This window comes from Yokenella regensburgei (assembly GCF_051486985.1).
GTDB lineage: Bacteria > Pseudomonadota > Gammaproteobacteria > Enterobacterales > Enterobacteriaceae > CBFFRJ01.
The window spans coordinates 151,321-173,397 of record NZ_JAHVDV010000001.1 but is presented as its reverse complement, the minus strand read 5'-3'; the positions used below and the strand labels follow the sequence as shown (position 1 = coordinate 173,397).

Annotated in this window: 22 protein-coding genes; 6 read left to right on the top strand and 16 right to left on the bottom strand. The window is 52.7% G+C overall.

Annotation, left to right across the window (positions count from 1 at the left end; translation table 11 throughout):
* The first annotated feature begins 30 nt into the window (after positions 1-30).
* The 3 genes from kduD (at position 31) to KXR87_RS00880 (ending at position 3,000) form a co-directional block, all read left to right on the top strand.
* A complete protein-coding gene (gene kduD, locus KXR87_RS00890) occupies positions 31-792 on the top strand; it encodes a 2-dehydro-3-deoxy-D-gluconate 5-dehydrogenase KduD (RefSeq protein ID WP_437430387.1) in 762 nt (253 codons plus the stop codon).
* Positions 793-887: 95 nt separating this feature from the next.
* On the top strand, positions 888-1,478 hold the full coding sequence (locus KXR87_RS00885; protein ID WP_437430386.1) for a metal-dependent hydrolase: 591 nt from the start codon (positions 888-890) through the stop codon (positions 1,476-1,478).
* Between the two features lie 130 nt (positions 1,479-1,608).
* The gene (locus KXR87_RS00880; protein WP_437430385.1) at positions 1,609-3,000 is read left to right on the top strand and encodes an L-cystine transporter; all 1,392 of its coding nucleotides are present in this window, start codon (positions 1,609-1,611) and stop codon (positions 2,998-3,000) included.
* A gap of 50 nt (positions 3,001-3,050) precedes the next feature.
* Here KXR87_RS00880 and cedA read toward each other — a convergent pair whose 3' ends face one another.
* A complete protein-coding gene (gene cedA / locus KXR87_RS00875; RefSeq protein ID WP_437430384.1) occupies positions 3,051-3,356 on the bottom strand; it encodes a cell division activator CedA in 306 nt (101 codons plus the stop codon).
* 158 nt (positions 3,357-3,514) lie between these two features.
* Here cedA and katE point away from each other — a divergent pair, with 158 nt between their 5' ends.
* Entirely contained in the window at positions 3,515-5,773 is a 2,259-nt protein-coding gene (gene katE, locus KXR87_RS00870; RefSeq protein ID WP_437430383.1) for a catalase HPII, read from the top strand.
* 38 nt (positions 5,774-5,811) lie between these two features.
* Here katE and chbG read toward each other — a convergent pair whose 3' ends face one another.
* From chbG to osmE, 7 genes are all read right to left on the bottom strand, one after another.
* Positions 5,812-6,570, bottom strand: a complete 759-nt coding sequence (gene chbG / locus KXR87_RS00865; RefSeq protein ID WP_437430382.1) for a chitin disaccharide deacetylase — start codon at positions 6,568-6,570, stop codon at positions 5,812-5,814.
* A 6-nt stretch (positions 6,571-6,576) separates the two neighbouring features.
* Positions 6,577-7,923, bottom strand: coding sequence for a 6-phospho-beta-glucosidase (locus KXR87_RS00860; RefSeq protein ID WP_437430381.1), 1,347 nt, complete (start codon positions 7,921-7,923; stop codon positions 6,577-6,579).
* Between the two features lie 98 nt (positions 7,924-8,021).
* Positions 8,022-8,858 carry a transcriptional regulator ChbR gene (chbR, locus tag KXR87_RS00855; RefSeq protein ID WP_437430380.1) on the bottom strand — a complete coding sequence of 279 codons (837 nt, stop codon included), beginning with the start codon at positions 8,856-8,858 and terminating at the stop codon, positions 8,022-8,024.
* Positions 8,859-8,877: 19 nt separating this feature from the next.
* Complete coding sequence (chbA, locus tag KXR87_RS00850; protein WP_437430379.1) at positions 8,878-9,222, bottom strand: PTS N,N'-diacetylchitobiose transporter subunit IIA; 345 nt, start codon at positions 9,220-9,222, stop codon at positions 8,878-8,880.
* A 53-nt stretch (positions 9,223-9,275) separates the two neighbouring features.
* A complete protein-coding gene (gene chbC, locus KXR87_RS00845; RefSeq protein ID WP_437430378.1) occupies positions 9,276-10,634 on the bottom strand; it encodes a PTS N,N'-diacetylchitobiose transporter subunit IIC in 1,359 nt (452 codons plus the stop codon).
* A 77-nt stretch (positions 10,635-10,711) separates the two neighbouring features.
* The gene (locus KXR87_RS00840; protein WP_437430377.1) at positions 10,712-11,029 is read right to left on the bottom strand and encodes a PTS sugar transporter subunit IIB; all 318 of its coding nucleotides are present in this window, start codon (positions 11,027-11,029) and stop codon (positions 10,712-10,714) included.
* A gap of 272 nt (positions 11,030-11,301) precedes the next feature.
* Positions 11,302-11,643 (bottom strand): osmotically-inducible lipoprotein OsmE, encoded by a 342-nt coding sequence (gene osmE, locus KXR87_RS00835; protein ID WP_437430376.1) that lies wholly within the window; start codon positions 11,641-11,643, stop codon positions 11,302-11,304.
* 251 nt (positions 11,644-11,894) lie between these two features.
* Between osmE and nadE the strand changes: the two genes are divergently transcribed.
* Positions 11,895-12,725 carry an ammonia-dependent NAD(+) synthetase gene (nadE, locus tag KXR87_RS00830; RefSeq protein WP_437430375.1) on the top strand — a complete coding sequence of 277 codons (831 nt, stop codon included), beginning with the start codon at positions 11,895-11,897 and terminating at the stop codon, positions 12,723-12,725.
* Between the two features lie 70 nt (positions 12,726-12,795).
* Here the strand turns inward: nadE and KXR87_RS00825 are convergent, their stop codons facing one another.
* Entirely contained in the window at positions 12,796-13,056 is a 261-nt protein-coding gene (locus KXR87_RS00825) for a DUF2534 family protein (RefSeq protein WP_437430374.1), read from the bottom strand.
* 251 nt (positions 13,057-13,307) lie between these two features.
* On the opposite strand from KXR87_RS00825, the gene cho reads away from it, so the two are divergent.
* Entirely contained in the window at positions 13,308-14,171 is an 864-nt protein-coding gene (gene cho, locus KXR87_RS00820; protein WP_437430373.1) for an excinuclease Cho, read from the top strand.
* Here the strand turns inward: cho and ves are convergent.
* From ves to KXR87_RS00785, 7 genes are all read right to left on the bottom strand, one after another.
* Positions 14,168-14,725 (bottom strand): environmental stress-induced protein Ves, encoded by a 558-nt coding sequence (gene ves / locus KXR87_RS00815; protein WP_437430372.1) that lies wholly within the window; start codon positions 14,723-14,725, stop codon positions 14,168-14,170. The genes cho and ves overlap by 4 nt on opposite strands.
* Positions 14,726-15,041: 316 nt before the next feature.
* Positions 15,042-15,512, bottom strand: coding sequence for an ATP-independent periplasmic protein-refolding chaperone Spy (gene spy / locus KXR87_RS00810; protein ID WP_437430371.1), 471 nt, complete (start codon positions 15,510-15,512; stop codon positions 15,042-15,044).
* A 309-nt stretch (positions 15,513-15,821) separates the two neighbouring features.
* Entirely contained in the window at positions 15,822-16,787 is a 966-nt protein-coding gene (astE, locus tag KXR87_RS00805; RefSeq protein WP_437430370.1) for a succinylglutamate desuccinylase, read from the bottom strand.
* 11 nt (positions 16,788-16,798) lie between these two features.
* Positions 16,799-18,124 (bottom strand): N-succinylarginine dihydrolase, encoded by a 1,326-nt coding sequence (gene astB / locus KXR87_RS00800; RefSeq protein ID WP_437430369.1) that lies wholly within the window; start codon positions 18,122-18,124, stop codon positions 16,799-16,801.
* Entirely contained in the window at positions 18,121-19,599 is a 1,479-nt protein-coding gene (gene astD / locus KXR87_RS00795) for a succinylglutamate-semialdehyde dehydrogenase (RefSeq protein WP_437430368.1), read from the bottom strand. Before astD ends, astB begins: the two co-directional genes overlap by 4 nt.
* Positions 19,596-20,630 carry an arginine N-succinyltransferase gene (gene astA / locus KXR87_RS00790; RefSeq protein WP_437430367.1) on the bottom strand — a complete coding sequence of 345 codons (1,035 nt, stop codon included), beginning with the start codon at positions 20,628-20,630 and terminating at the stop codon, positions 19,596-19,598. The genes astD and astA overlap by 4 nt, the downstream gene beginning before the upstream one ends.
* Positions 20,627-21,847 carry an aspartate aminotransferase family protein gene (locus KXR87_RS00785; RefSeq protein ID WP_437430366.1) on the bottom strand — a complete coding sequence of 407 codons (1,221 nt, stop codon included), beginning with the start codon at positions 21,845-21,847 and terminating at the stop codon, positions 20,627-20,629. The genes astA and KXR87_RS00785 overlap by 4 nt, the downstream gene beginning before the upstream one ends.
* Positions 21,848-22,077: the final 230 nt, after the last annotated feature.

The following is a 22,077-nucleotide window of genomic DNA, read 5'->3' as shown; positions in this document are numbered from 1 at the left end:
AGACCATGCAAGAACCTCAACGGGGGAACAATGATTCTTGACGCTTTTCATCTGGCAAATAAAGTCGCCATCGTCACCGGCTGTGATACCGGGCTGGGGCAAGGTATGGCGCTCGGCCTGGCTGAAGCCGGGTGCGACATTGTGGGGGTAGGCAGAAAAACGCCGCACGACACGGCAGCACGGGTCACGCAACTTGGTCGCCGTTTTATAGCGCTTCAGGCCGATCTCAGTAAGCAGGATGGCATTGACGATATTGTGACTGAAAGCGTGTCGCAGATGGGGCGGATAGATATTCTGCTCAATAATGCCGGAACTATTCGCCGCTGTGATGCCCTTGATTTCAGTGAAAAAGACTGGGATGAGGTAATGAGTCTGAATCTGAAAACAGCCTTTTTTCTCTCGCAGGCCGTAGCCAGGCAGTTTATTGCCCAGGGTGGCGGCGGCAAAATTATTAATATTGCCTCCATGCTCTCTTTTCAGGGTGGCATCCGCGTACCTTCCTACACCGCCTCGAAAAGCGGCATCATGGGCCTGACACGCGCCCTGGCAAACGAATGGGCTGCTTATAATATTAATGTGAATGCTATTGCTCCCGGTTACATGGCCACCAATAACACTCAGGCGCTGCGGGACGATGAAGAACGTAATAAACAGATCCTCGAGAGGATCCCTGCCCAGCGCTGGGGAACGCCGGACGACCTGCAGGGTCCTGCGATATTTCTGGCTTCTGCCGCTTCCGATTATATCAACGGGTTTACACTTGCCGTAGACGGAGGCTGGCTGGCGCGTTAATGTCATCTTTGTGACAAAGAGTTACACCGTCACCTCTTCCGCCTACTGTATAAAAACCCTATACTGTATACATCGACAGTTTGGTGAGTTTTATCATGACGGCGGAAGGACACCTGCTTTTTTCAATTGCCTGTGCGGTGTTTGCCAAGAATGCCGAATTAACCCCTGTGCTGGCACAAGGGGACTGGTGGCATATTGTGCCGTCTGCCATTCTGACCTGCCTGCTGCCGGATATTGACCATCCGAAATCTCTCCTGGGGCAGCGATTAAAGTGGATCTCTAAGCCTGTGGCCCGTATGTTCGGGCACCGCGGGTTTACGCATAGTCTGCTGGCGGTTTTTATCGCCCTTACCCTTTTTTATCTGAAAGTACCGGAAAGCTGGATTATCCCTACTGATGCACTTCAGGGGATGGTGCTGGGCTATTTGAGCCATATTCTGGCCGATATGCTTACACCTGCGGGGGTTCCTCTGCTCTGGCCATGCCGCTGGCGCTTCCGTCTCCCGCTGCTGGCAGCACAAAAAGGGAACCAGCTGGAGCGCGCGCTGTGCATGGCGCTGTTCACCTGGGCCTTATGGATGCCGCAGTCGGTGCCCGATAACAGTGCAGTTCGCTGGTCGTCACAGATAATCAACACCCTGCAAAGCCAGTTCAATCGCTTCATTCATCAACAGATTGGTCAGTAATCGCGCGAAAATGATGATTACGTCATAAATCATTCCATTTGGATATAAGCCCTGCACCCCAGTTCTGCTACCCTTCCGCCAACGATTGGTATCGTTACGCCGATCACATAATTACATCAGGAGAACGGGAATGAACTTTCCTTTAATCGCGAACGTCGTGGTTTTCGTCGCCCTCTTACTGCTGCTGGCGCAAAGCCGCCATAAACAGTGGAGCCTGGCGAAAAAAGTGCTGGCAGGTCTGGCTCTGGGCGTACTCTTTGGTCTTGCGCTGCAGGCTATCTATGGTGCGGAGAGCCCGGTACTAAAAGCGTCTATTCAGTGGTTTAACGTGGTCGGTAACGGCTATGTACAATTGCTGCAAATGATTGTTATGCCATTGGTTTTTGCTTCCATACTGAGCGCCGTAGCACGCCTGCATAACGCCTCGCAGCTTGGGAAGATCAGCGTTTTAACCATCGGAACACTGCTCTTTACCACCCTGATTTCAGCATTAGTGGGGGTACTGGTCACCACTTTATTCGGTTTAACTGCAGAAGGGCTGGTCCAGGGAACCGCAGAGACGGCGCGCCTTACTGCCATTCAGACCAACTATGTCGGAAAAGTTGCTGACCTCAGCGTCCCGCAACTGCTGCTCTCTTTTGTTCCTAAAAATCCGTTTGCCGATCTGACGGGTGCCAGTCCGACATCGATCATCAGCGTGGTGATTTTTGCCGCGTTCCTTGGCGTGGCGGCACTCAAGCTCCTTAAAGACGACGCCCCAAAAGGTGAACGCGTCATCACTGCAATTGATACCCTGCAAAGCTGGGTAATGAAGCTGGTGCGTCTGGTAATGCAACTGACGCCCTATGGCGTACTGGCACTGATGACCAAAGTGGTCGCTGGCTCAAACATTCAGGACATTATCAAACTGGGGAGCTTTGTTATCGCCTCTTATCTGGGGCTTGCCATCATGTTTGTGGTACACGCTATTCTGCTCGGCGTGAGCGGTGTCAGTCCGCTGAAATTCTTCCGTAAGGTTTGGCCTGTACTGACGTTTGCCTTTACCAGCCGCTCCAGTGCAGCCTCAATACCGCTGAACGTTGAAGCGCAGACCCGTCGCCTGGGCGTACCCGAATCCATCGCCAGTTTTTCGGCCTCCTTCGGCGCAACGATTGGTCAGAATGGTTGTGCGGGGCTTTACCCGGCAATGCTGGCCGTTATGGTCGCCCCTACCGTGGGGATTAATCCGCTGGATCCGGTATGGATTGCCACCCTGGTGGGTATTGTTACCGTGAGTTCAGCCGGTGTGGCTGGTGTGGGTGGCGGGGCAACCTTTGCCGCGCTGATTGTACTGCCAGCGATGGGACTTCCGGTGACGCTGGTGGCGCTGCTGATTTCCGTCGAACCCTTGATCGATATGGGACGTACTGCCCTGAACGTTAATGGTTCCATGACTGCCGGTACGCTTGCCAGCCAGTGGCTCAGGCAGACTGATAAAACCATTATGGATAGCAAAGACGACGCCGAACTGGCGCACCGCTAAGCGGCATCTCGTATAACCGCCTGTCACCTCAGGCGGTTTTTTTATGTCTGTTACTCTTCAATTTCCCCCTCCTGACGAATCTGTGTTGCCCAGCGCTGGGCCGCTTCAGGAACGTTAAAGACCGGAGAGCGCTGAAAACGCTCGCCCATCAGCACAAAAGCCACGTATTTACCCCGTAACAACCAGACGTCGCGAAAGCCATCCACTTTCATGGCATGTTCAGGCGGAGCGGGTTCGATTCGGGGAACATAGCTGATAATACGGCGGTTTTGCTGACGCATAGGTTTCATAGGCGAAGAGGTTACCAGGACGAATTCTACTAACACGAAATTTCTATGATAGCTGAAAGTGCCCATGTCCGTCGCGTTCCGACTGCGTTTCAGTTCAGCGTAGTAGAAAATTCCTCCCCACTTTACTCCACTGCGCCAGAGGCTGCGGGGAGTTGTTCTATAGTTAGAAGGGTTTTTCCATGACAACGACCATTTTTCAGTAATGAAAACAGGAGCTGAGTTCAATGTCGCAAAACGAAAAAAACCCACACCCCCATCAGTCCCCCGTACATGACGCAAGCGAATCCAGACCAGGGCTCGACTCGCTGGCTCCCGACGACAACTCCCATCGCCCGACACCCCAGCCAACGCCTCCCGGCGAACAGCCCACCGCGCCGGGGAGTTTGAAATCCCCGGATACTGCAAACGAAAAACTCACCGCCCTTGGGGCGTTCCGTAAAGAGAGTGAAGCGGTGCCGCTGACGACTAACCAGGGTGTACGCATCGCCGACGATCAGAATTCGTTACGCGCAGGCGCACGTGGCCCCACCCTGCTGGAAGATTTTATCCTGCGGGAGAAAATCACCCATTTTGACCATGAACGTATCCCTGAACGTATCGTCCATGCGCGTGGCTCGGCCGCACACGGCTATTTCCAGCCTTATGAAAACTTAAGCGATATAACCAAAGCCGATTTTCTCTCCGACCCTGATAAAATCACGCCGGTATTCGTCCGCTTCTCTACCGTTCAGGGTGGTGCCGGATCTGCCGACACCGTGCGTGACATCCGTGGATTCGCCGTCAAATTTTACACAGATGAAGGCATTTTTGATTTAGTTGGCAATAACACGCCGGTATTTTTTATTCAGGAAGCGCATAAGTTCCCCGATTTTGTACATGCGGTGAAGCCGGAACCCCACTGGGCCATTCCGCAGGGACAGAGTGCCCACGACACCTTCTGGGATTACGTCTCACTGCAACCTGAAACCCTGCACAATGTGATGTGGGCGATGTCCGATCGCGGGATCCCGCGCAGCTACCGCACCATGGAAGGGTTTGGTATCCATACCTTCCGTTTGATAAACGCCGAAGGAAAATCGACTTTCGTCCGGTTTCACTGGAAACCTGTCGCAGGCAAAGCCTCTCTGGTCTGGGACGAATCGCAAAAACTCACCGGACGCGATCCGGACTTTCACCGCCGTGAATTATGGGAAGCCATTGAAGCAGGTGATTACCCGGAATATGAGCTGGGGCTGCAACTGATCCCCGAAGAAGATGAATTCAAATTTGATTTTGATCTTCTCGACCCCACCAAACTGATCCCTGAAGCGCTGGTGCCAGTTAAACGTGTGGGCAGAATGGTGTTGAACCGAAATCCGGATAATTTCTTTACCGAAAATGAACAAGTGGCGTTTCATCCAGGCCATATCGTCCCCGGTCTGGACTTCACCAACGACCCGCTGTTGCAGGGCCGCTTGTTCTCCTACACGGATACGCAAATCAGCCGCCTCGGTGGGCCGAATTTCCATGAAATCCCTATTAATCGCCCGACATGCCCCTACCATAATTTCCAGCGGGACGGGATGCATCGCATGGATATTGATACCAACCCGGCTAACTATGAGCCCAATTCAATCAACGACAACTGGCCACGTGAAACGCCTCCGGCGCCGAAACGTGGCGGCTTTACCTCTTACCAGGAGCGCGTCGATGGTCATAAGGTGCGCGAGCGCAGCCCTTCATTTGGCGAGTATTACTCCCAACCTCGCCTGTTCTGGCTGAGCCAGACCCCATTTGAACAACGTCATATTATTGATGCTTACAGTTTTGAACTGGGCAAAGTGGTCCGTCCGTATATTCGTGAACGCGTGGTTGACCAGCTGGCACACATTGATCTGCAACTGGCCGATGCTGTGGCAAAAAACCTTGGCATCACGCTGACAGAGGAGCAGCGACAGCTGACGCCGCCGGCACCGGTTAACGGTCTGGACAAAGACCCCACCCTCAGTCTTTATGCGCAACCTGACGGGACCATTAAAGGCCGCGTGGTAGCCATATTGCTGAATGACAGCACCTGTGCTGGCAGTCTGTTAACGATTTTACAGACGCTTAAAGCCCAGGGCGTACACGCCAAATTACTCTATTCGCGTATGGGCGAGATAACGGCTGACGACGGCACAACGCTAACGATAGCGGGAACCTTTGCAGGCGCCCCTTCTCTTACCGTTGACGGGGTGATTGTGCCGGATGGCAATCTTAGCAGCCTGCTTAAAAATGGGGATGCACGCTACTACCTGATGGAGGCGTATAAACACCTTAAAGTCATTGCGCTGATGGGTGATGCTCGTCAGTTGGTGACGGATTTGCAGGTCGCCCCGGAGGGAGAAGAGGGCGTGGTGCTGGCAGAGAAGGCGTCAGACAGCTCGATGAATACCTTTTTAACCTTGCTGGCAGCGCACCGCGTATGGTCGCGCATCGGCAAAATCGAAACGATCCCGGCATAACGACCGCACCGCAGCAGGCTACTGCTGCGGTGTCGTTTTTACAGCGAGCGGAAATTTCCCGGCCGGAAACCACGCCCGGCAATTGCCCTTTTCAGCGCGGGTTGCGTCAGGAGTTCCAGCTCATCGAGCCTGGGGTAGCAGTAATGGCTTGCCAGTACGCCTTTATCCACAAAGGCCGGATGGCACATCATCTCAAATGAGTTGTCTTTGCGTAGCAAAGATTCATCAAGAAGCGCAGTGAATAAGGATGCGGTGATGGATTCTCCATAAAAACCACTGGAGTACCCGTCAGTACTGCGCAGACCATCAACCCGCAGCGCATGACGTTGCACCACTTCACGGTCAATCCGGATCGGCACATCTTTCGCCTTCGCAAAATCCGCCACCAGGGGAAAAAGGTCGGACATCATGTGCACGTGATGATGACTGTCTATATGGCTGGGCGGGCCGCCAAAGAGTGCGAGAAAACGGCCATACTGGCGTTCCAGCTCCTCCGCAATTTCATCTAATGCCAGTGCACCTCTCTCCGCCTGCTCCCAAAGCCATTTACCGAGCACCCCGTCGCGGGTCAGCGACGGAAGTACACCAAGTGGCTTGCCGAGCGTCAGGTTAAAATGCAACCCTACCCCCAGCTCGGGCACCAGGCGACGCAGTTCAACTGCGTGCTCAATCGCCGCACCGTTAACCAGCGCCGTGGTCGACAGCACCACTCCGTGACGGCAGGCTTCGATAATGCCATAGTTCTGGCCACGACTCAGGCCGAAGTCGTCTGCGTTGACAATCAACAGGTTGCTCATACGTCCTCACTGCTTGATGTCAGCGACCGTTTCGGCAAAGCGTGGCAGCCATTGCTGATTCGCAAGAATCATTTCGCAGGCCAGTTTTTCTGCATCTTTATCCGAATGAATAAGCGGATTAAGGTTCAGCGCCAGAAGAACGTCATTGAGCCTGCCGCTTAACGCTGCGTTGCTGGCCGCGATTTCAAAGCCTTTGATGGTATAAATCAGCCCAAGCACATTCTCATTGAAATGGGTGATACGAGGATGGGGTATTGCGCCATTTTTACCCAGCAGACAGGTCATCTCCACCGCCCAGTCAGCGGGAATATTATCCACGCTACCGATATGCGGCACGTTGACGTAATGCTCGGCCTGCTTGTCGTTGTAAATCGCATTGATTACTTCGCAGGCGGCATCGGAATAGTACGCCCCACCGCGCAACTCCAGCTCTTTGGGTTTCACATCCAGACCGGGGTTTTTGTACATATCAAAAAGGTTCTTCTCGACGCCCTGTACTACCTGCGCTCGCGTACCGCCCTTATAATATTCCCCCAGCTCAATACCGAGCATCTCTTTGGATTTGAAGTAATACTGCAAATACGAACACGGCAATAAATTCAACGAACGCAACAGGCCTTCGGAAAAGGGCAAATCAAAAATATTTTTCACCGAAGATTTCGCGAATCGCCCTGATGCCACCCCGTCCATCAATTCGGCAAACCGTGATTTACCATTGACCAGCACATCACTAATAAACACCAGATGATTAAGGCCGAACAGATCTAAGGAGAGATCATCCGCAGGGGCTAGCTGCAAAACATCACGGACGAACATTTTCATACCGACGGGGACATTGCACACACCAATAAAACGGCGAAAACCGGTGTGACGGTAAACGGCCTCGGTGACCATACCTGCCGGGTTAGTAAAGTTAATAATCCACGCCTCAGGGCAGAGTTCTTCCACATCCTTAATGATGTCGAAAATAACAGGAATAGTGCGAAGCCCTTTAAAAAGACCGCCAGCACCATTGGTTTCCTGGCCAAGATAGCCATGACTCAGCGGGATACGCTCGTCCTGCTCACGCGCTTTTAACTGACCGATACGGAACTGGGTAGTTACGAAATCGGCATCAGTAAGTGCTTCCCGACGGTCCAGGGTTTTCATCACCTTAAGCGGCACACCCGCTTTTTTTACCATCCGACAGCACAGATCATAGATAATATCGAGCTTGTGTTTCCCTTCTTCCACATCCACCAGCCACAATTCAGTGACCGGCAGTTCTTGATAACGAAGAAGAAATCCTTCAAGTAATTCAGGGGTATAGCTACTGCCGCCACCGATAGTGACAACTTTTAACTTATGGCTCATATCTGCTCCCTTCAGGCTTTTTAGGACAAGCCATACCGCTATCGCAATATGCGATAAGTATAGAATAATCCAGACATTTAACGGGGACGCCCCGTCATTCAGGAAATACTGGTTAACTGCTTTCGATAATTACCCGGTGTAAAAGACGTTAATTTCTTGAACGTTTTAATAAATAAACTGGCGCTGCTGTAACCCGATTCCCATGCAATGTCGGTAATGGAGAAATTCGTGATTTCCAGCTGCTTACAGGCAAAGTTAATGCGGATCTCATTAATAATTTGCACTGGCGTTTTTTGATAATAACGCTGGGTCGCCCGGGTTAAATACTCTTGCGACTTACCGGAGAGCTTGACCATGTTTTCCAGGGCGTTTTCAGAGAACTGACTTTTATCATGCATCCTCTCAATGGTGAATTTTAACCATTGCGGTATAACATTTTCAGTCTGTTGCTCACGAAAATGGCGTAATCGGTTGATGACATAAAAACTAACATGCTCAATAAATTCGTCAAATTCGCTGTCACGGAAATTAAGCGATGCAATAATGGATTCAATATAGGTAAGGAAAGCCGACTGAACCGTATGCACCTGCGAGGCAACATAACAAAAAGGCACCAGTGACAGGTAATGTTCATCAAAAAATGGCTTGCTGATGCCCACATTGAGAATGCGTGTTGCGCCAAACTCGTAAAAACTTTGATGGGAAGATCCCACCGGGATAAAAACAAAATCCCCTCTTTCGAGCAATACGCGTTTGCCATTAATAACCTGATAATAACGCCCGGTCAGCACCAGGGTAAATTCGTAGTAATCATGCTGGTGAAGCCCGCTTATGCTCTCCACTTTATTGTAAATAAACACATGAAAGGATCTGCCATTAAACAGCTGCTGCTCTTTAACCAGTCTGACTTCCGTGTTGTTTACCGCTGGCAACATATCGGGCCTCCCCTGTTTTTCACTCTTTTTCGTACAGTTCAATCAGTTCAGCGATAAGCTCACGCGCCAGCATCGCCGTCATCAGGTGATCCTGAGCATGTACCAGCACCAGGCTGACTTTCATCTTACCTTCACCGGCATCGCTTTCAATCAATTGCGTCTGTACCCGATGGGCGCTGTTAAGCGCGGCATGAGACTCCGCCATCAGGGTTCTGGCGGTTTCCACATCCCCGGCCTTGGCATGTTTGAGCGCGGTCCAGGCCAGGCTACGCGCCTGACCGGCGTTAATAATCAATCCCATGACAATCTCTTCAAGCGCATCGGCAGGGGCGTCTGTCTCATCAATAGTCTCTAAATCCAGCATGTAATCCTCCTTTCATGGCAGGGCGGTGCAGAACTCACCGCCCGTGTAATAGGTTAAAATTTCAGGGCGTCGGCGATCGCCTCTTCACTCTCTTCTTCCTCAATGGTGCTTTGCGCCTTATTCGAGATGACCACGAAAGGCAGGTAGATAATGGTTGCTACCCCCAGGTTGAACAGCGCTAACAGCAGTGCGGCGATGCTACCGTTGGTATTAAAGAATGCACCAAGGCCGGTCGGCATTGTCCAGGGCGCGATGTTAGTAATAGGTGGAATGATGCCCGTGTAGTACGCCGCCAGCGTGATAGCGGCCAGCACCGGTTGCACCAGGATAAAAGGAATGAACATCACCGGGTTCATGATGATGGGCAGGCCAAAGAGGATAGGCTCGTTAATCTGGAAAATGCCCGACGGCAGCGCCAGCTTAGCAACCTGACGATGATCGGCACGGCGTGAGGCGATAAAAATGGCGATAATCAATCCTAACGTCGCGCCGGTACCGCCGAGGAAAATATAGGAATCCAGCATAGGCTTAGCCCAGACATGGAACGTCTTCCCTGCCGCCAGGGCAGCATCAACCGAACCATATTCGGTATAAAGCGCTACGTTTTCCAGCGCCCACGGCGTCATGATGCCACTGTCGAGGGCTGCCAGGGCCAGCGAACCGTGTACGCCAAAAAACCATAGCAGTGAGGTAAAGATAACGTAAGCCCAGCCCACCACGCTTCCCATCGCCGCAAGCGGTCGGGAGATGGAGTCCATAATGATTTGATGGAAGGTAGTCCCGGCACCTGCCAGTCCCCAGGCCACGATACCCATTACCGACAGAATTAAAAATCCTGGAATTAAGGCTGAAAATGAGCGCGAAACCGAAGCCGGAACGCTGTCGGGTAGTTTGATGACCCAATTACGTCTGACAATAAACGTGAACATTTCTGCCACAATTAAACCAATAAGCATCCCGGAAATAATATTTGATCCGCCAAGCCAGTTTGCATCAACGGCATAAGCCTCCCCAACGCTAAAAGGGGTGAGCGTCATAAATGCCGCAATTGATAATAACCCTGCTGCCAGTGAATCAACTTTCCGCTCTTCCGCTAAAGCCATCCCAATAAAAAAAGGAGCCACCAGCGACATAATGCCTAGTGTACCGTTATAGACATTGCCACCAATGGCTTTTAGGCCGTTAAGAGTAGATATAGTAGAGGCATCCAGGCGGATACCAAGGGAATAAAAAAACGAACCTTCACCGAAACTCAGAAAAACATTATTTATCAGAACAAACATGGCCCCTGCGAGCGTTAATGGCATTAATTTAATAAAGCCATTTTTAATTGCATTTACATGGGGTTGTTTTCCTATTTTTACTGCAAATGGCAGAAGTACTTTTTCAAGAGAACCAATAACACTATTCATATAAATATGCCCCAGAAGGCCGCAATAATGATTGCGGCAGTCATGTGTGAAATAACTCTTTGACGGGAAAATAACTACTAAATGGCCGCTTTTTTAATGGCAGCAACAGCACTTTTAAGTACGGCCAGACCATCGTTCTTGCCGTAGAGCACCGAATCTATAACTTCCACGGGTTTAGTGGGAAGAAGGCGTTGAATTTCCGGAAGCAGGTAAGCAATTTGTGGCCCCAGAAGCACCACGTCGGCATGAGGGCCCTTTTCTGCGGCCAGCGTCTCCGGGAAAGCATCGATAATCACCGGGACATCGTATTTTTCAGCCTGAGCTCGCATTTTTGTCACCAGCAGCGACGTCGACATCCCTGCTGAGCAGAATAAGTAGATGCGCTTTTTATCCATGAGAAACCTCTTGTGTGTGACCTTCGCCAGCGGTAAAAAAACGGCGACTGGCATGAAATGTGATATCGATTGGTTGATATCGTTACGAGGGTTTCAGTATACGTCGTCGGTATATGACGGGATAATTCGCCACAAACCTCGATTGTCTCTCCTTGACCAGGCATGATGATTCCCTTCACATTCCAGCTAAATAATTCGCGTCGATAAAAAAGTGAGGGGCACAAAAAAACCGCCCGCAGGCGGTTTTCGTTAACTCAGGCAAGAAGTCGAAATTATTTCTTCGCAGCCTGCGGATCGGTATCGTATTCCGCACAAGTCTGATAACCCGAATTCATTACGTGACCAGTTTCATCCAGCGCAACGAAGTAGGTTTCGGTCTTACCATCACGCTGGCCCAGGATATAGGTCTGGCAAGTCCCGCGTGCATGAATCATTGATACTTCTGACGACGGACGACCAGCAATCTGGTTTACCTGCTGACGCGTCATGCCTTTCTTGATGTCCTTCACCACCGGCGTAGTGAACTGATCTTTGGTACGATCGTAAGCCGTACAGCCCGCCAACATCGTCAGAACCGCCGCTGCACCTAACATTCCTGCAATATTCTTTTTCATATTCCTTCCTCTTGTTATCCGCTTCTGTATCAGCGCGTTATCTAAGCCTGGAATATAAAATTACATTTTTCAACTCTGGTTCAGGTTCGGCATAACTTTCGGAAAATTCTAATAAAATTGAGATATGCTGCTAAAACGTCGTAAATTGCGCCACTCGAAAGCGCGCACCTTGTCGTTTTAGGGCTTAGGGTTTAAGTTGACCTTATCAATACTATTGTCACTGTTAACAGGTTTACTTACGGAGGGGTTCAATGACTCTGCAACAAGAGATTATTCAGGCACTGGGTGTCAAACCGACCATCCAGCCAGAAGAAGAAGTACGCCGTAGTATCGATTTTCTGAAAACCTATCTGCAAACCTACCCCTTTATAAAAACGCTGGTGTTGGGGATTAGCGGCGGTCAGGACTCTACGCTGGCAGGCAAAATCAGCCAGTTGGCCATCACTGAACTGCGCGAGGAGACCGGCGATAATAGCTACCAGTTTATCGCTGTTCGTTTACCGCATGGGGTGCAGGCTGACGAACAAGATTGCCAGGACGCAATCGCCTATATTCAGCCCGACCGGGTTCTGACCGTTAATATCAAAGCCGCCGTGCTCGCCAGTGAACAGGCATTACGTGACGCAGGCATTGAGCTTAGCGATTTTGTTCGCGGCAACGAAAAAGCGCGCGAGCGCATGAAAGCGCAGTACAGCATCGCCGGTATGACCAAAGGCGTAGTTATCGGCACCGATCATGCCGCAGAGGCGGTTACCGGCTTCTTTACCAAATATGGTGATGGTGGCACTGATATTAACCCTCTGTTCCGACTGAACAAGCGCCAGGGTAGACAGTGCCTCGCATTTCTGGACTGTCCGGAGCATCTGTACAACAAAGCGCCAACTGCCGATCTTGAAGACGATCGCCCCTCCCTGCCGGACGAAGCCGCGCTGGGGGTCACCTACGACAACATTGATGATTATCTGGAAGGCAAAACGCTGGATGCCGGAACGGCGCACATCATTGAAGGCTGGTATGTGAAAACGGAACACAAACGTCGGCCACCCATTACGGTTTTTGATGATTTCTGGAAAAAACAGTAAATATTCAGGCGGCATTTGCCGCCTTTTTTATCAGGTCGCGTGAGTGCCGTTGGTCTCACCCGCGTGCAGTTTATCCCCGATCGTCTTTTGGCCCCAGGAAGTAGAATCCAAAGGGGAGCGAACCGATAACAGTAAACATGATGCTGTAGATGGCAGCCCACGCCCCCTGAATAATAAACAGCGAAACGCTCCACTGCTCCATAGGCAGATTGTACTGATCCTCTACCCCCTGAAAGGTAACGCTGGATATAACAGACACGGCTATCGTGAACACAACCGCGACCGCAATAAGAAATTTTTTCCCCTCAGGGGTGCGTAATATTTTTAGCATGCAGGCCTCCTTTAGATAAACCAGACGTTGAATGTCTCCGTGCCATGTTAACCGCAGACGGGCGTAACGCGCAGATATTTACACCAGCCTGCGAGCCTGGCAACGGTTTACTGGCAGCCTGTCTTTACACGCCAGAGGATAAGGCGACGCTCATCACCTCACCCTGACCGCAGGCAGGCAGTAAAAACAGCCTCTTTTTTGTGCAAAAAGAGTCTGCTACACTGTACAGGTAACCAGTATCAGGAGTGACAGTGAGCAGGCGTCAATCTGCCCCGCGTCTGGAATTCGAAGCGGCGGCCATCTACGAATACCCCGAACATCTTCGCCCGTGGCTTGAGGCATTACCCAAACAGCCGGGCGTCTACTTCTTTCATGGCGACAGCGATGCTATGCCGTTGTACATCGGCAAAAGCGTCAATATTCGCAGCCGCGTGTTGTCGCACCTGCGAACGCCGGATGAAGCCGCCATGTTGCGCCAGTCGAGGCGGATTACCTGGATTTGCACTGCCGGTGAGCTGGGCGCCTTGTTGCTGGAAGCCCGTCTTATCAAAGAGCAGCAACCGCTGTTCAATAAACGGCTGCGTCGCAATCGCCAGTTATGTTCGCTGTTGCTACGAGGCGGTAAACCGCAGGTGGTTTACGCGCGTGAAGTGGATTTCTCTTGCGAACCGGGGCTGTTTGGTCTGTTTGCCAATCGCCGCGCCGCCTTACAAACCCTCCAGTCCATCGCCGACGAAGAAAAACTTTGCTACGGCCTGTTAGGACTTGAGTCTCTGACCCGTGGCCGGGGGTGTTTTCGCTCAGCTCTGAAACGCTGCGCGGGAGCCTGTTGTGGTAAAGAGTCGCCTGAAGCGCATGACGCCCGTTTTCTTGCCGCAATGGAACGCATGCAGCTGGTATGCTGGCCGTGGAAAGGCGCGGTAGGATTACGCGAAACCGGCGGTGCAATGACCCAATACCATATCATTCACAACTGGCTCTGGTTAGGGGCGGTCGACACGCTGGAGGAGGCGGCAGCGCTTATCCGCACCCCAGGCGGTTTCGATCAGGATGGTTACAAGATTTTATGTAAGCCGATGATGTCAGGCGTGTATGACATCATCGAGCTAAATTAGTGACCCGGAAGCCAGTTGATCTCGCTGAACAGCAACTGGCCTTCTGATTTCAGCAAACGCACCGTATGACGCCCCTCATCCCAGCATGCCCCCTGGTCGGGCGTAAGCAACTTGTCACCCATTTGCCAGGCACCGCTCAGCACAAAAATCACCCCGCCCCGGGAGCCAAAAGTGGTAAAGGTGCGATCGGCGATACGAACATGTGCCTGACAGCGATCGCGACGTGTCATGATATTAAAATCCATCGACATCTGACCATCATGCAACTGGGCGCGCACATGCTGTTCACCAGCAAAGCTGAACGGCTGAAAGCGTTTTAGCGTATGGCAAAAGGCGGTGCCTGCATCCAGTGTAATTTCTCCGCCTTCGATTAAGGTCATCACCCGGTCCACACCCGGGAATTGAGGAAAATCGCCATTGCTGGCCAGCGAAGCAATGCTGGCGCGCCAGCTAAAATCCCGTGTCGCCTCGGGGAAACAACAAATTTCACGGGTTTCGCCCGCACCATTACGCCAGAGATTGACCGGCATTTTGCGGATATCAAAGAATTCCATTGTCACTCCTGAAAGGCGCAGAAACCTTCTGCGCCGCTGCTTCTGCAGGCAGCGTGCATTGCTGTTTGCTATCACCCACCCTGCTGTAAACGCGTTATCGGCAGGGAAAAGGCATTTCCTTAATCATGTCGCGAGTCGACATGTAAAAAAATATTAACGTTTAAATAGCTAGAAAATACGTTGAAGACTGGCTTAAGGAGAATACCGCGCTGGGGGCGGCTGACAAGAGGGGAGCGAAAGAAAAAACCGCCGGGTCTGGCCACAACGCTAAGGCGTGCTGTGGACAGGTCCGGCGGTCTTGATAAGGGCTGCGGAGTTACTCGGCAGATTCAGGCATTTTACCTTCCGGGGCCGCGCGTTCTGTCAGACGCTTCTCAAAATTGGCATTAAACTGCTTTTTCTGTTCCGGCGTTAACACATTGTAAATCTTGTTCTGTGTTTCCAGATGCGCCAGCATATGGGCCTTACGCTGCTCATCCATTTTGGCAATCTGCGCTTCAGCTTTTGCTTTGTCGAAGGTATCGCTGGCAATCAGTTCGTGCATGCTGCGGCGATCCTGTTGCATCTTCTCGCGCTCCGTTTTTCTGATTTCGCGGATTTGCTCTTTTTGCGCATCAGTCAGGTTCAGCCCCTGGAACATCATGTCATGGTGAGGACCTCGTGGGCCTTTATGGTGCATCATTGGCTTGCTGTCTGTGGCCGTGGCAGCCGTATCTGCAGCATGAGCGATATTCGCTGCGCCAAACGCCAGGGTAGAAGCAACAAACAGAGCGGTCAGTTTACGCATAATGTGATTCCTTATATTCATGTTTATTTATGCGGCGAGTGCCGGATTAACGATATTCACTTTAGCCCCTTCAGCGTCAATAAATTAGAGCATCAGTAAAACAATGAAAGTGTAAAAAACATTTTTTCGCCGATTGTGGAGGAAATATGAATAAATCATGGAGAGTGGAAAATAAAATACACAAATCGATGATTTTAAAAGGAATGATGGAGATTCTAAATCAATATCGATTATAAATAAATCAATTTACCAGGATTAATCTGCACTTGCCGAAGAAATAATTTAGCCCCGGTCATCCGGGGCATTACCTTAATTGATACGTTCCAGCAAGAGACCCGCTCTCATCCCTCGCGCTACATTTGGATTTGGAAAAAGAATGTATTCCTGTTCCCGCTGCACAACATAACGCTCGCCACTGTCTTCGGCCAACAGCGTGCCCTGCCCAATCGCCGTGAAGTTTGGCGTCTCGGGCGAGAGATGCAGGACAAACGCCTCAGTATGCCGTGTAAGTTGCTGTACCACGCGGTAACGAAGCGCAGGTGACTCACGCTCTGGTAGTGTATCGCCGCCAATCAGTGCCGCCAGCGCCTCGGCCGTACGCGAAAACTGGCTCAGATCGTTGGCCCCAAACGGCAGTGCTTTGCCCAGCTCAAGGGTACAGGCCTGCCCGCCGAACTGTTCACAGGTGTAATGGGTGAAAGTGCCGGCAGGTGTCTGATGAAAGACCAGCGCTTCCAGACCGGCATCCTCCAGCCACTGAAGAAACCGTTCATCCCAGGGTTCCGGGCGTGCTGGTAAGACTCCGAATCGCACATGTAATGATTCCCGGATGGCCGTATGCATATCCAGATGCCAGCGCTCCTCATCGCTTTCACTAAAAAAATGGGTCACGGCACGTTCCAGTTGTGCGGCACGTATCGTTTCATCACTGGCGGCAAACTGCTGCCAGCGCCCGCCAAACATGCGATTAAGATCGCTATGCTGATAACGCTTATTGCGTGCCAGCGCCTGCGGATTACCGATAATCACCAGTAACCGCCAGCGCAGCTTTAGGGTCCCGTTCAGCAGCCTCTCCAGCAGGGCATCCACCATTTCAACAGGAGCGGTCTCGTTACCGTGAACAGCACATGAGAGAACCAGAGCGCGTTGTGCTGGCTCGGCGGGAATGAGTTCCAGTATCCCCTGCTCGTGCCATAACCAATGGAATCCTGCCGCTTCGCCTGCGGTTTTACGCGGCATATCACCCGACAGTGTCATTGCAAGAAAATTATCCATAAGACCTCCGGTTATAACTGGAAGGGATACACGGAACCCAGCCGCAAGATCCGGGTCAGGGCATCCAGTGCTTCCCGCCCTTCGCGTAACAGCAAAGGATCCGCCAGATCCGACTGCCGCAACTGGTCCCGATAGTAGCGGTCAATCCAGTTATTCAGTGCATGGAAGAGATCTTCATTCAGGATAACCGCCGGGTTTACCGCCTGCAGTTCCGCCTCAGTGAGCACCACTCTCAGACGTAAACACGCCGGGCCGCCCCCGTTAGCCATGCTCTCCCTTAAATCAAACACCTTGAGCTCGCTAACAGGATTCTCCTGCTCCAGCAGTTTACACAGGTAACGCCACACGCCAGGGTGGTCATGGGACTCCTGAGGCAGCACCAGTATCATGCTGCCATCATCCCGGCTGAGTAGCTGGCTATTGAAGAGGTAGGTTTGTACCGCATCGGCGACCGAAACCTCTGCATTCGGCACTTCAAGGGCCATAAATCCGGGCACCCGCGCACGCAAATTTGCCAGTAAGCCGGATTGCTGCACAAAAGCATGTTGATGGCAAAAGAGCAACTGATGGTTAGAGACAGCAATGACGTCATTGTGAAATACGCCCTGATCGATGACCGCCGGGTTTTGCATGGCAAAGACGGCCTGACGGGGATTAACCTGATTTAGCCGCGCGACGGCCTGGCTGGCTTCCAGCGTCTGACGTGCGGGATAGCGCGCCGGTGCCGTGCTTCCCCCCTCTTCCCGGCCATAGACAAACATCTGAACACCCGGTTCACCGTACTGACCGCCAAACCGGTTATGGTTTGCCGCCCCTTCATCCCCCAGCATCGCCACCTGCGGCAACGCGGCATGTACGGCAAAGGTATTTTCATCACGAAATATCGCCCGCAGTACTGCTTCGGTCGTGGGCGCTTCAATCGCACGATGAAACTTGTTGTTCAGGTTAGCCACGGTCAGATGCACTTTCCCGTCCAGCGAATCCGCGGAAGGGCAGACGGTTGCCGCGTTGGCGACCCACATTGCGGAAGCGGAGCTGACGGCGGAAAGTAGACGCGGGGCCTGCGTTGCCACTCGCCCGATTATCTGCTCATCGCTTCCGCTGAAGCCTAACTGGCGTAAAACAGGCAGATGCGGGCGCTCCTGGGGCGGGATCACCGCCTGCGCAAAACCGGCGTCGGAGAGCGCTTTCATTTTCAGCAGGCCCTGTCTGGCCGCCAGTCGTGGATTAGAAAGTCGATCCCGGTGTTTCGTCGATGCCTCATTACCAAACGACAGCCCGGCATAGTGATGCGTCGGTCCCACCAGACCGTCAAAATTGACCTCCCGCGCTTTCATCGTTCGTTCTCCGACGTAAAATCAAGCCCTGGGCTGAGCGTTGTCGGTAGCACCAGATCTGGCGTCTCCAGGCTTGCCATCGGCCATGCGCAATAGTCTGCCGCATACCAGGCACTGGGGCGATGGTTGCCGGAGGCCCCTGTTCCGCCAAAGGGTGCGGTGCTGGCGGCACCGGTTAGCGGTTTATTCCAGTTTACAATTCCCGCCCGTGCTTCAAGCAGCAGTTGTTCAAAACGTGCCCGGTCCGGGGAGATCAGCCCGCAGGCAAGCCCATAGCGCGTCTCGTTTGCGCGTGCTATTGCGTCATCAAAATCGTCATACCGCCAGACGCAAAGTAAAGGTCCGAACACCTCTTCATCAGGTACATCGCTGACCCCGGTCGTATCAATAATGCCAGGCGTTAGCAGTGAGGTGCCGGCCTCTACTAAACGCGGCTCCAGTAAGGTTTTCCCGCCTCGGTTCACATGCGCCTGCCAGGCTTCATGGACGTGCAGGGCTGCCTGCTCGGAAATTAAGCCTCCCAAAAACGGCTGGGGGTCGGCATTCCAGTTTCCGGGGGTCAGTCTGGCTGATAATGCCGTCAGGCGGGCAAGAAAGGCATCTCCGGCCTCCCCCCGTTTGACCAGTAACCGACGTGCGCAGGTACACCGCTGCCCGGCTGTGATAAAGGCGGACTGTATAGTCAGGTGTACCGCCGCGTCGATGTCAGCAGGATCATCCACGATCAGGGGATTATTCCCCCCCATCTCCAGCGCGAGAATTTTTTCCGGCTGCCCCGCCAGCTGGCGATGCAGCTGGTATCCCGTTGCGGCACTGCCGGTGAACAGTAAACCATCCAGACCCGGCAGAGTGCTCAGTGCCTGACCGGTCTCCCGCCCGCCCTGTACCAGGTTGATGACGCCTGCGGGCAGACCCGCTTGCTCCCATAATTTCATCACGCTTTCGCCGGTCCAGGGGGTTAACTCGCTCGGCTTGAAGATGAGCGTGTTACCGGCAAGCAGTGCGGGGATAATGTGTCCATTGGGCAGATGGCCTGGAAAATTGTAGGGGCCAAACACGGCGAGTACGCCATGAGGACGGTGGCGCAGGGTAGCCGCTCCGTCCGGCATCTCGGTGTGATGCGCCCCGGTGCGGGCATGATATGCCTTCACCGAGATGGCCGCTTTGTTGATCATCGCCGCCACTTCGGTGGCCGCCTCCCAACGAGGTTTGCCGGTTTCGCGCGCAATCACTTCGCCAAGAGCGGCTTTGTTGGTTTCCAGTAACGCTGCAAATTTCTCAACAATACGTTGGCGCTGGGTAAACTCGCCTTTTGCCCATGTCGGGAATGCCGCACGGGCCGCCTGATACGCGGCCGCAACCTGGTCAGCGTCGGCATCGCACCCATGCCACAACACCTCTTGAGTTACGGGGTTAGTTTTGACCCGCTGCCCGCCCTGGCCGGCAACCCATTCGCCATTGATCCATTGGTTCATGATTTTTTCTCCTCGGCGCACAGGCGCACCAGACGTACGAAGTCGCCAGCTCTGCATTGCAGGGCGTCACATTGCGCGGCGTTCAGTACCAGCCGCTCGGTATGGGGATCCACATGAATAAGCATGGCCCTGAACTGGTGGTACTGCTCGTTGGATACGAGGCAGGCAGGCCATTCACCGGCAGCACAATCTCCTTCGACCACTTCGACAAGGCGACTTTTACGAACCGCCCTGACGCTGTCGATATCGCATTCAAGCGTTGGGCCACCGTCAAAGATGTCAACATAGTTACAATAGCGGAACCCCTCTTTTTCGAGGACGGCTCGGGCGGGAGCGGTTTGTGGATGGACCTGACCAATCACCGCCTGCGCATCGGCAGAGAGAAAATCGGTATAAATAGGATGTTTAGGCATCAACTCGGCGATAAAGGCCTTTTGTCCGGTCCCGCAAAGGTAATCTGCACGGCTGAATTCCATCGAGAAAAAACGTTTACCGAGGCTGTCCCAGAAAGGTGAAAAACCGGTTTCATCGATAACGCCGCGCATTTCTGCGACTACCTTTTCATTAAAGCGATCGCGAAATGCAGCCATGAAGAGAAAGCGGGATTTTGAAAGCAGATAGCCGTTGCCCTCTTTGCGCCACGCCGGATCCAGAAAAAGCGTACATAACTCACTGCTGCCAGTGTGATCGTTACTTAAAAAGAGCGTGGGTAACGCGTTGTAAACATTCAGCTCCTTCGAGGCGTGGACAAGTGTGCCGACCCGGTAGTTGTACCAGGGTTCGTTAAGTCCTACAGCCACTTCGATGGCGCATATTCCTGCCACCTCCCCGGTGTCGGTAGACGTGAGCACAAACACGTACCCCTGATCGGCTTTTGGTAATTCACCGCGCCAGGTCTTTAATGCCCGCTCAATACGGTCAGAAAGGGTTGCCTCATCAACCGGCAAAGAGGTTAACCCTCCACCGGTCTTGCCTGCGAGCGCCATCAGTGCAGGCAAATCGCTGCGTTCAACAGGACGGATGACCATCATGATGTGCACCCCTTAAGGAAGGTGTCACAGGCCGTGGCGAAGCGGTCAAGACCACGGGAGATTTCATCCTGGGTAATATTCAGTGCTGGCGCGAAACGCACAACGTTGCCACCCGCAATCAGCACCATCACCCCTTCGGCGGCAGCAAGTTGAGAAATAGCTTTCGCTTTACCAGCATAGTCAGGGTGCAGTTCACAGCCGATAAGAAGGCCCATTCCGCGAATGTCGCGAAACAACTTCAGTTGGTTGTTCATCGCCTGCAACTGCTCGTTAAACCACTGGTTACGCTGTTTTACGCCGTCCAGCGTCTCGCGGGTGTTGACGATGCCCAGCACCGTGCCTGCCACCGCAGCGCCTAACGGGTTACCGCCCCAGGTGGTGCCGTGGGTGCCGACAGTCATTACGCTGGCGCAGTTTTCCGTGGCCAGCATGGCCGCTACCGGGAAGCCGCCACCGAGCGCTTTCGCCGTGCTCAGGACATCCGGCGTCACACCATAATGCATATAGGCGTAGAGTTCACCCGTGCGCCCGACGCCGGTTTGCACCTCATCAAAAATCAGCAGCGCATGATGCTGGTCGCACAGGTCACGTAATCCCTGCAAAAACGCCTTAGTCGCAGGGACGACGCCCCCTTCCCCCTGCATCGGCTCCACAATCACAGCACAGGTGCTGTCGCTGATAAGCGAGCGGGCCGACTCCAGGTCGTTGTAGATGGCGTGCTGTATATCCGGCGGCAGGGGGGCAAAATCCTGCGAATAGGCCGGTTGGCCTCCCGTGCTGACGGTAAAAAGGGTGCGACCATGAAATGCATTTTTAAAGGCCACAATACCGCTTTTATGGCTACCAAACTTATCGTGAGCATATTTACGGGCCAGTTTGAGCGCAGCTTCATTGGCCTCCGCTCCCGAGTTGCAGAAAAACACGCGCTCAGCAAAGGTCGCATCGATTAACTGCTTTGCCAGCCGCAGCGCGGGTTCGTTGGTGTAGCCGTTGCCGGTATGCCAGAACCGGGCGGCCTGATCGCTGAGTGCCTGACACAATGCCGGATGCGCATGCCCCAGGGCATTCACGGCAATCCCCCCGGCAAAATCGATATACTCCGTGCCCTGCTGATCCCACAAACGCGAGCCTTCACCACGTACGGGAATAAAAGGCGCTGGCGCGTAAACAGGCATCATCCATTCATCAAAATTTTCACGCGTAATTGAGTGAGACATAGCGACCTCTTCTTCCGGTAAATGGTTGGTTGTGGATTTGTTAATAAATATGAGCATTCACGCTGTAAATGTATATTGCACAGGACATGCCAGCTAGCGGTTAAAATGCATAAAAGGAGCGTAATAGCTAAATATCAACAGGTTACGATCTCATTTTATGCATTTAAAATGCATAAAAATTGCATAATTGAAGTCGGGAGTGATTAACAGCCGCGGAAAAGAGCAAATTT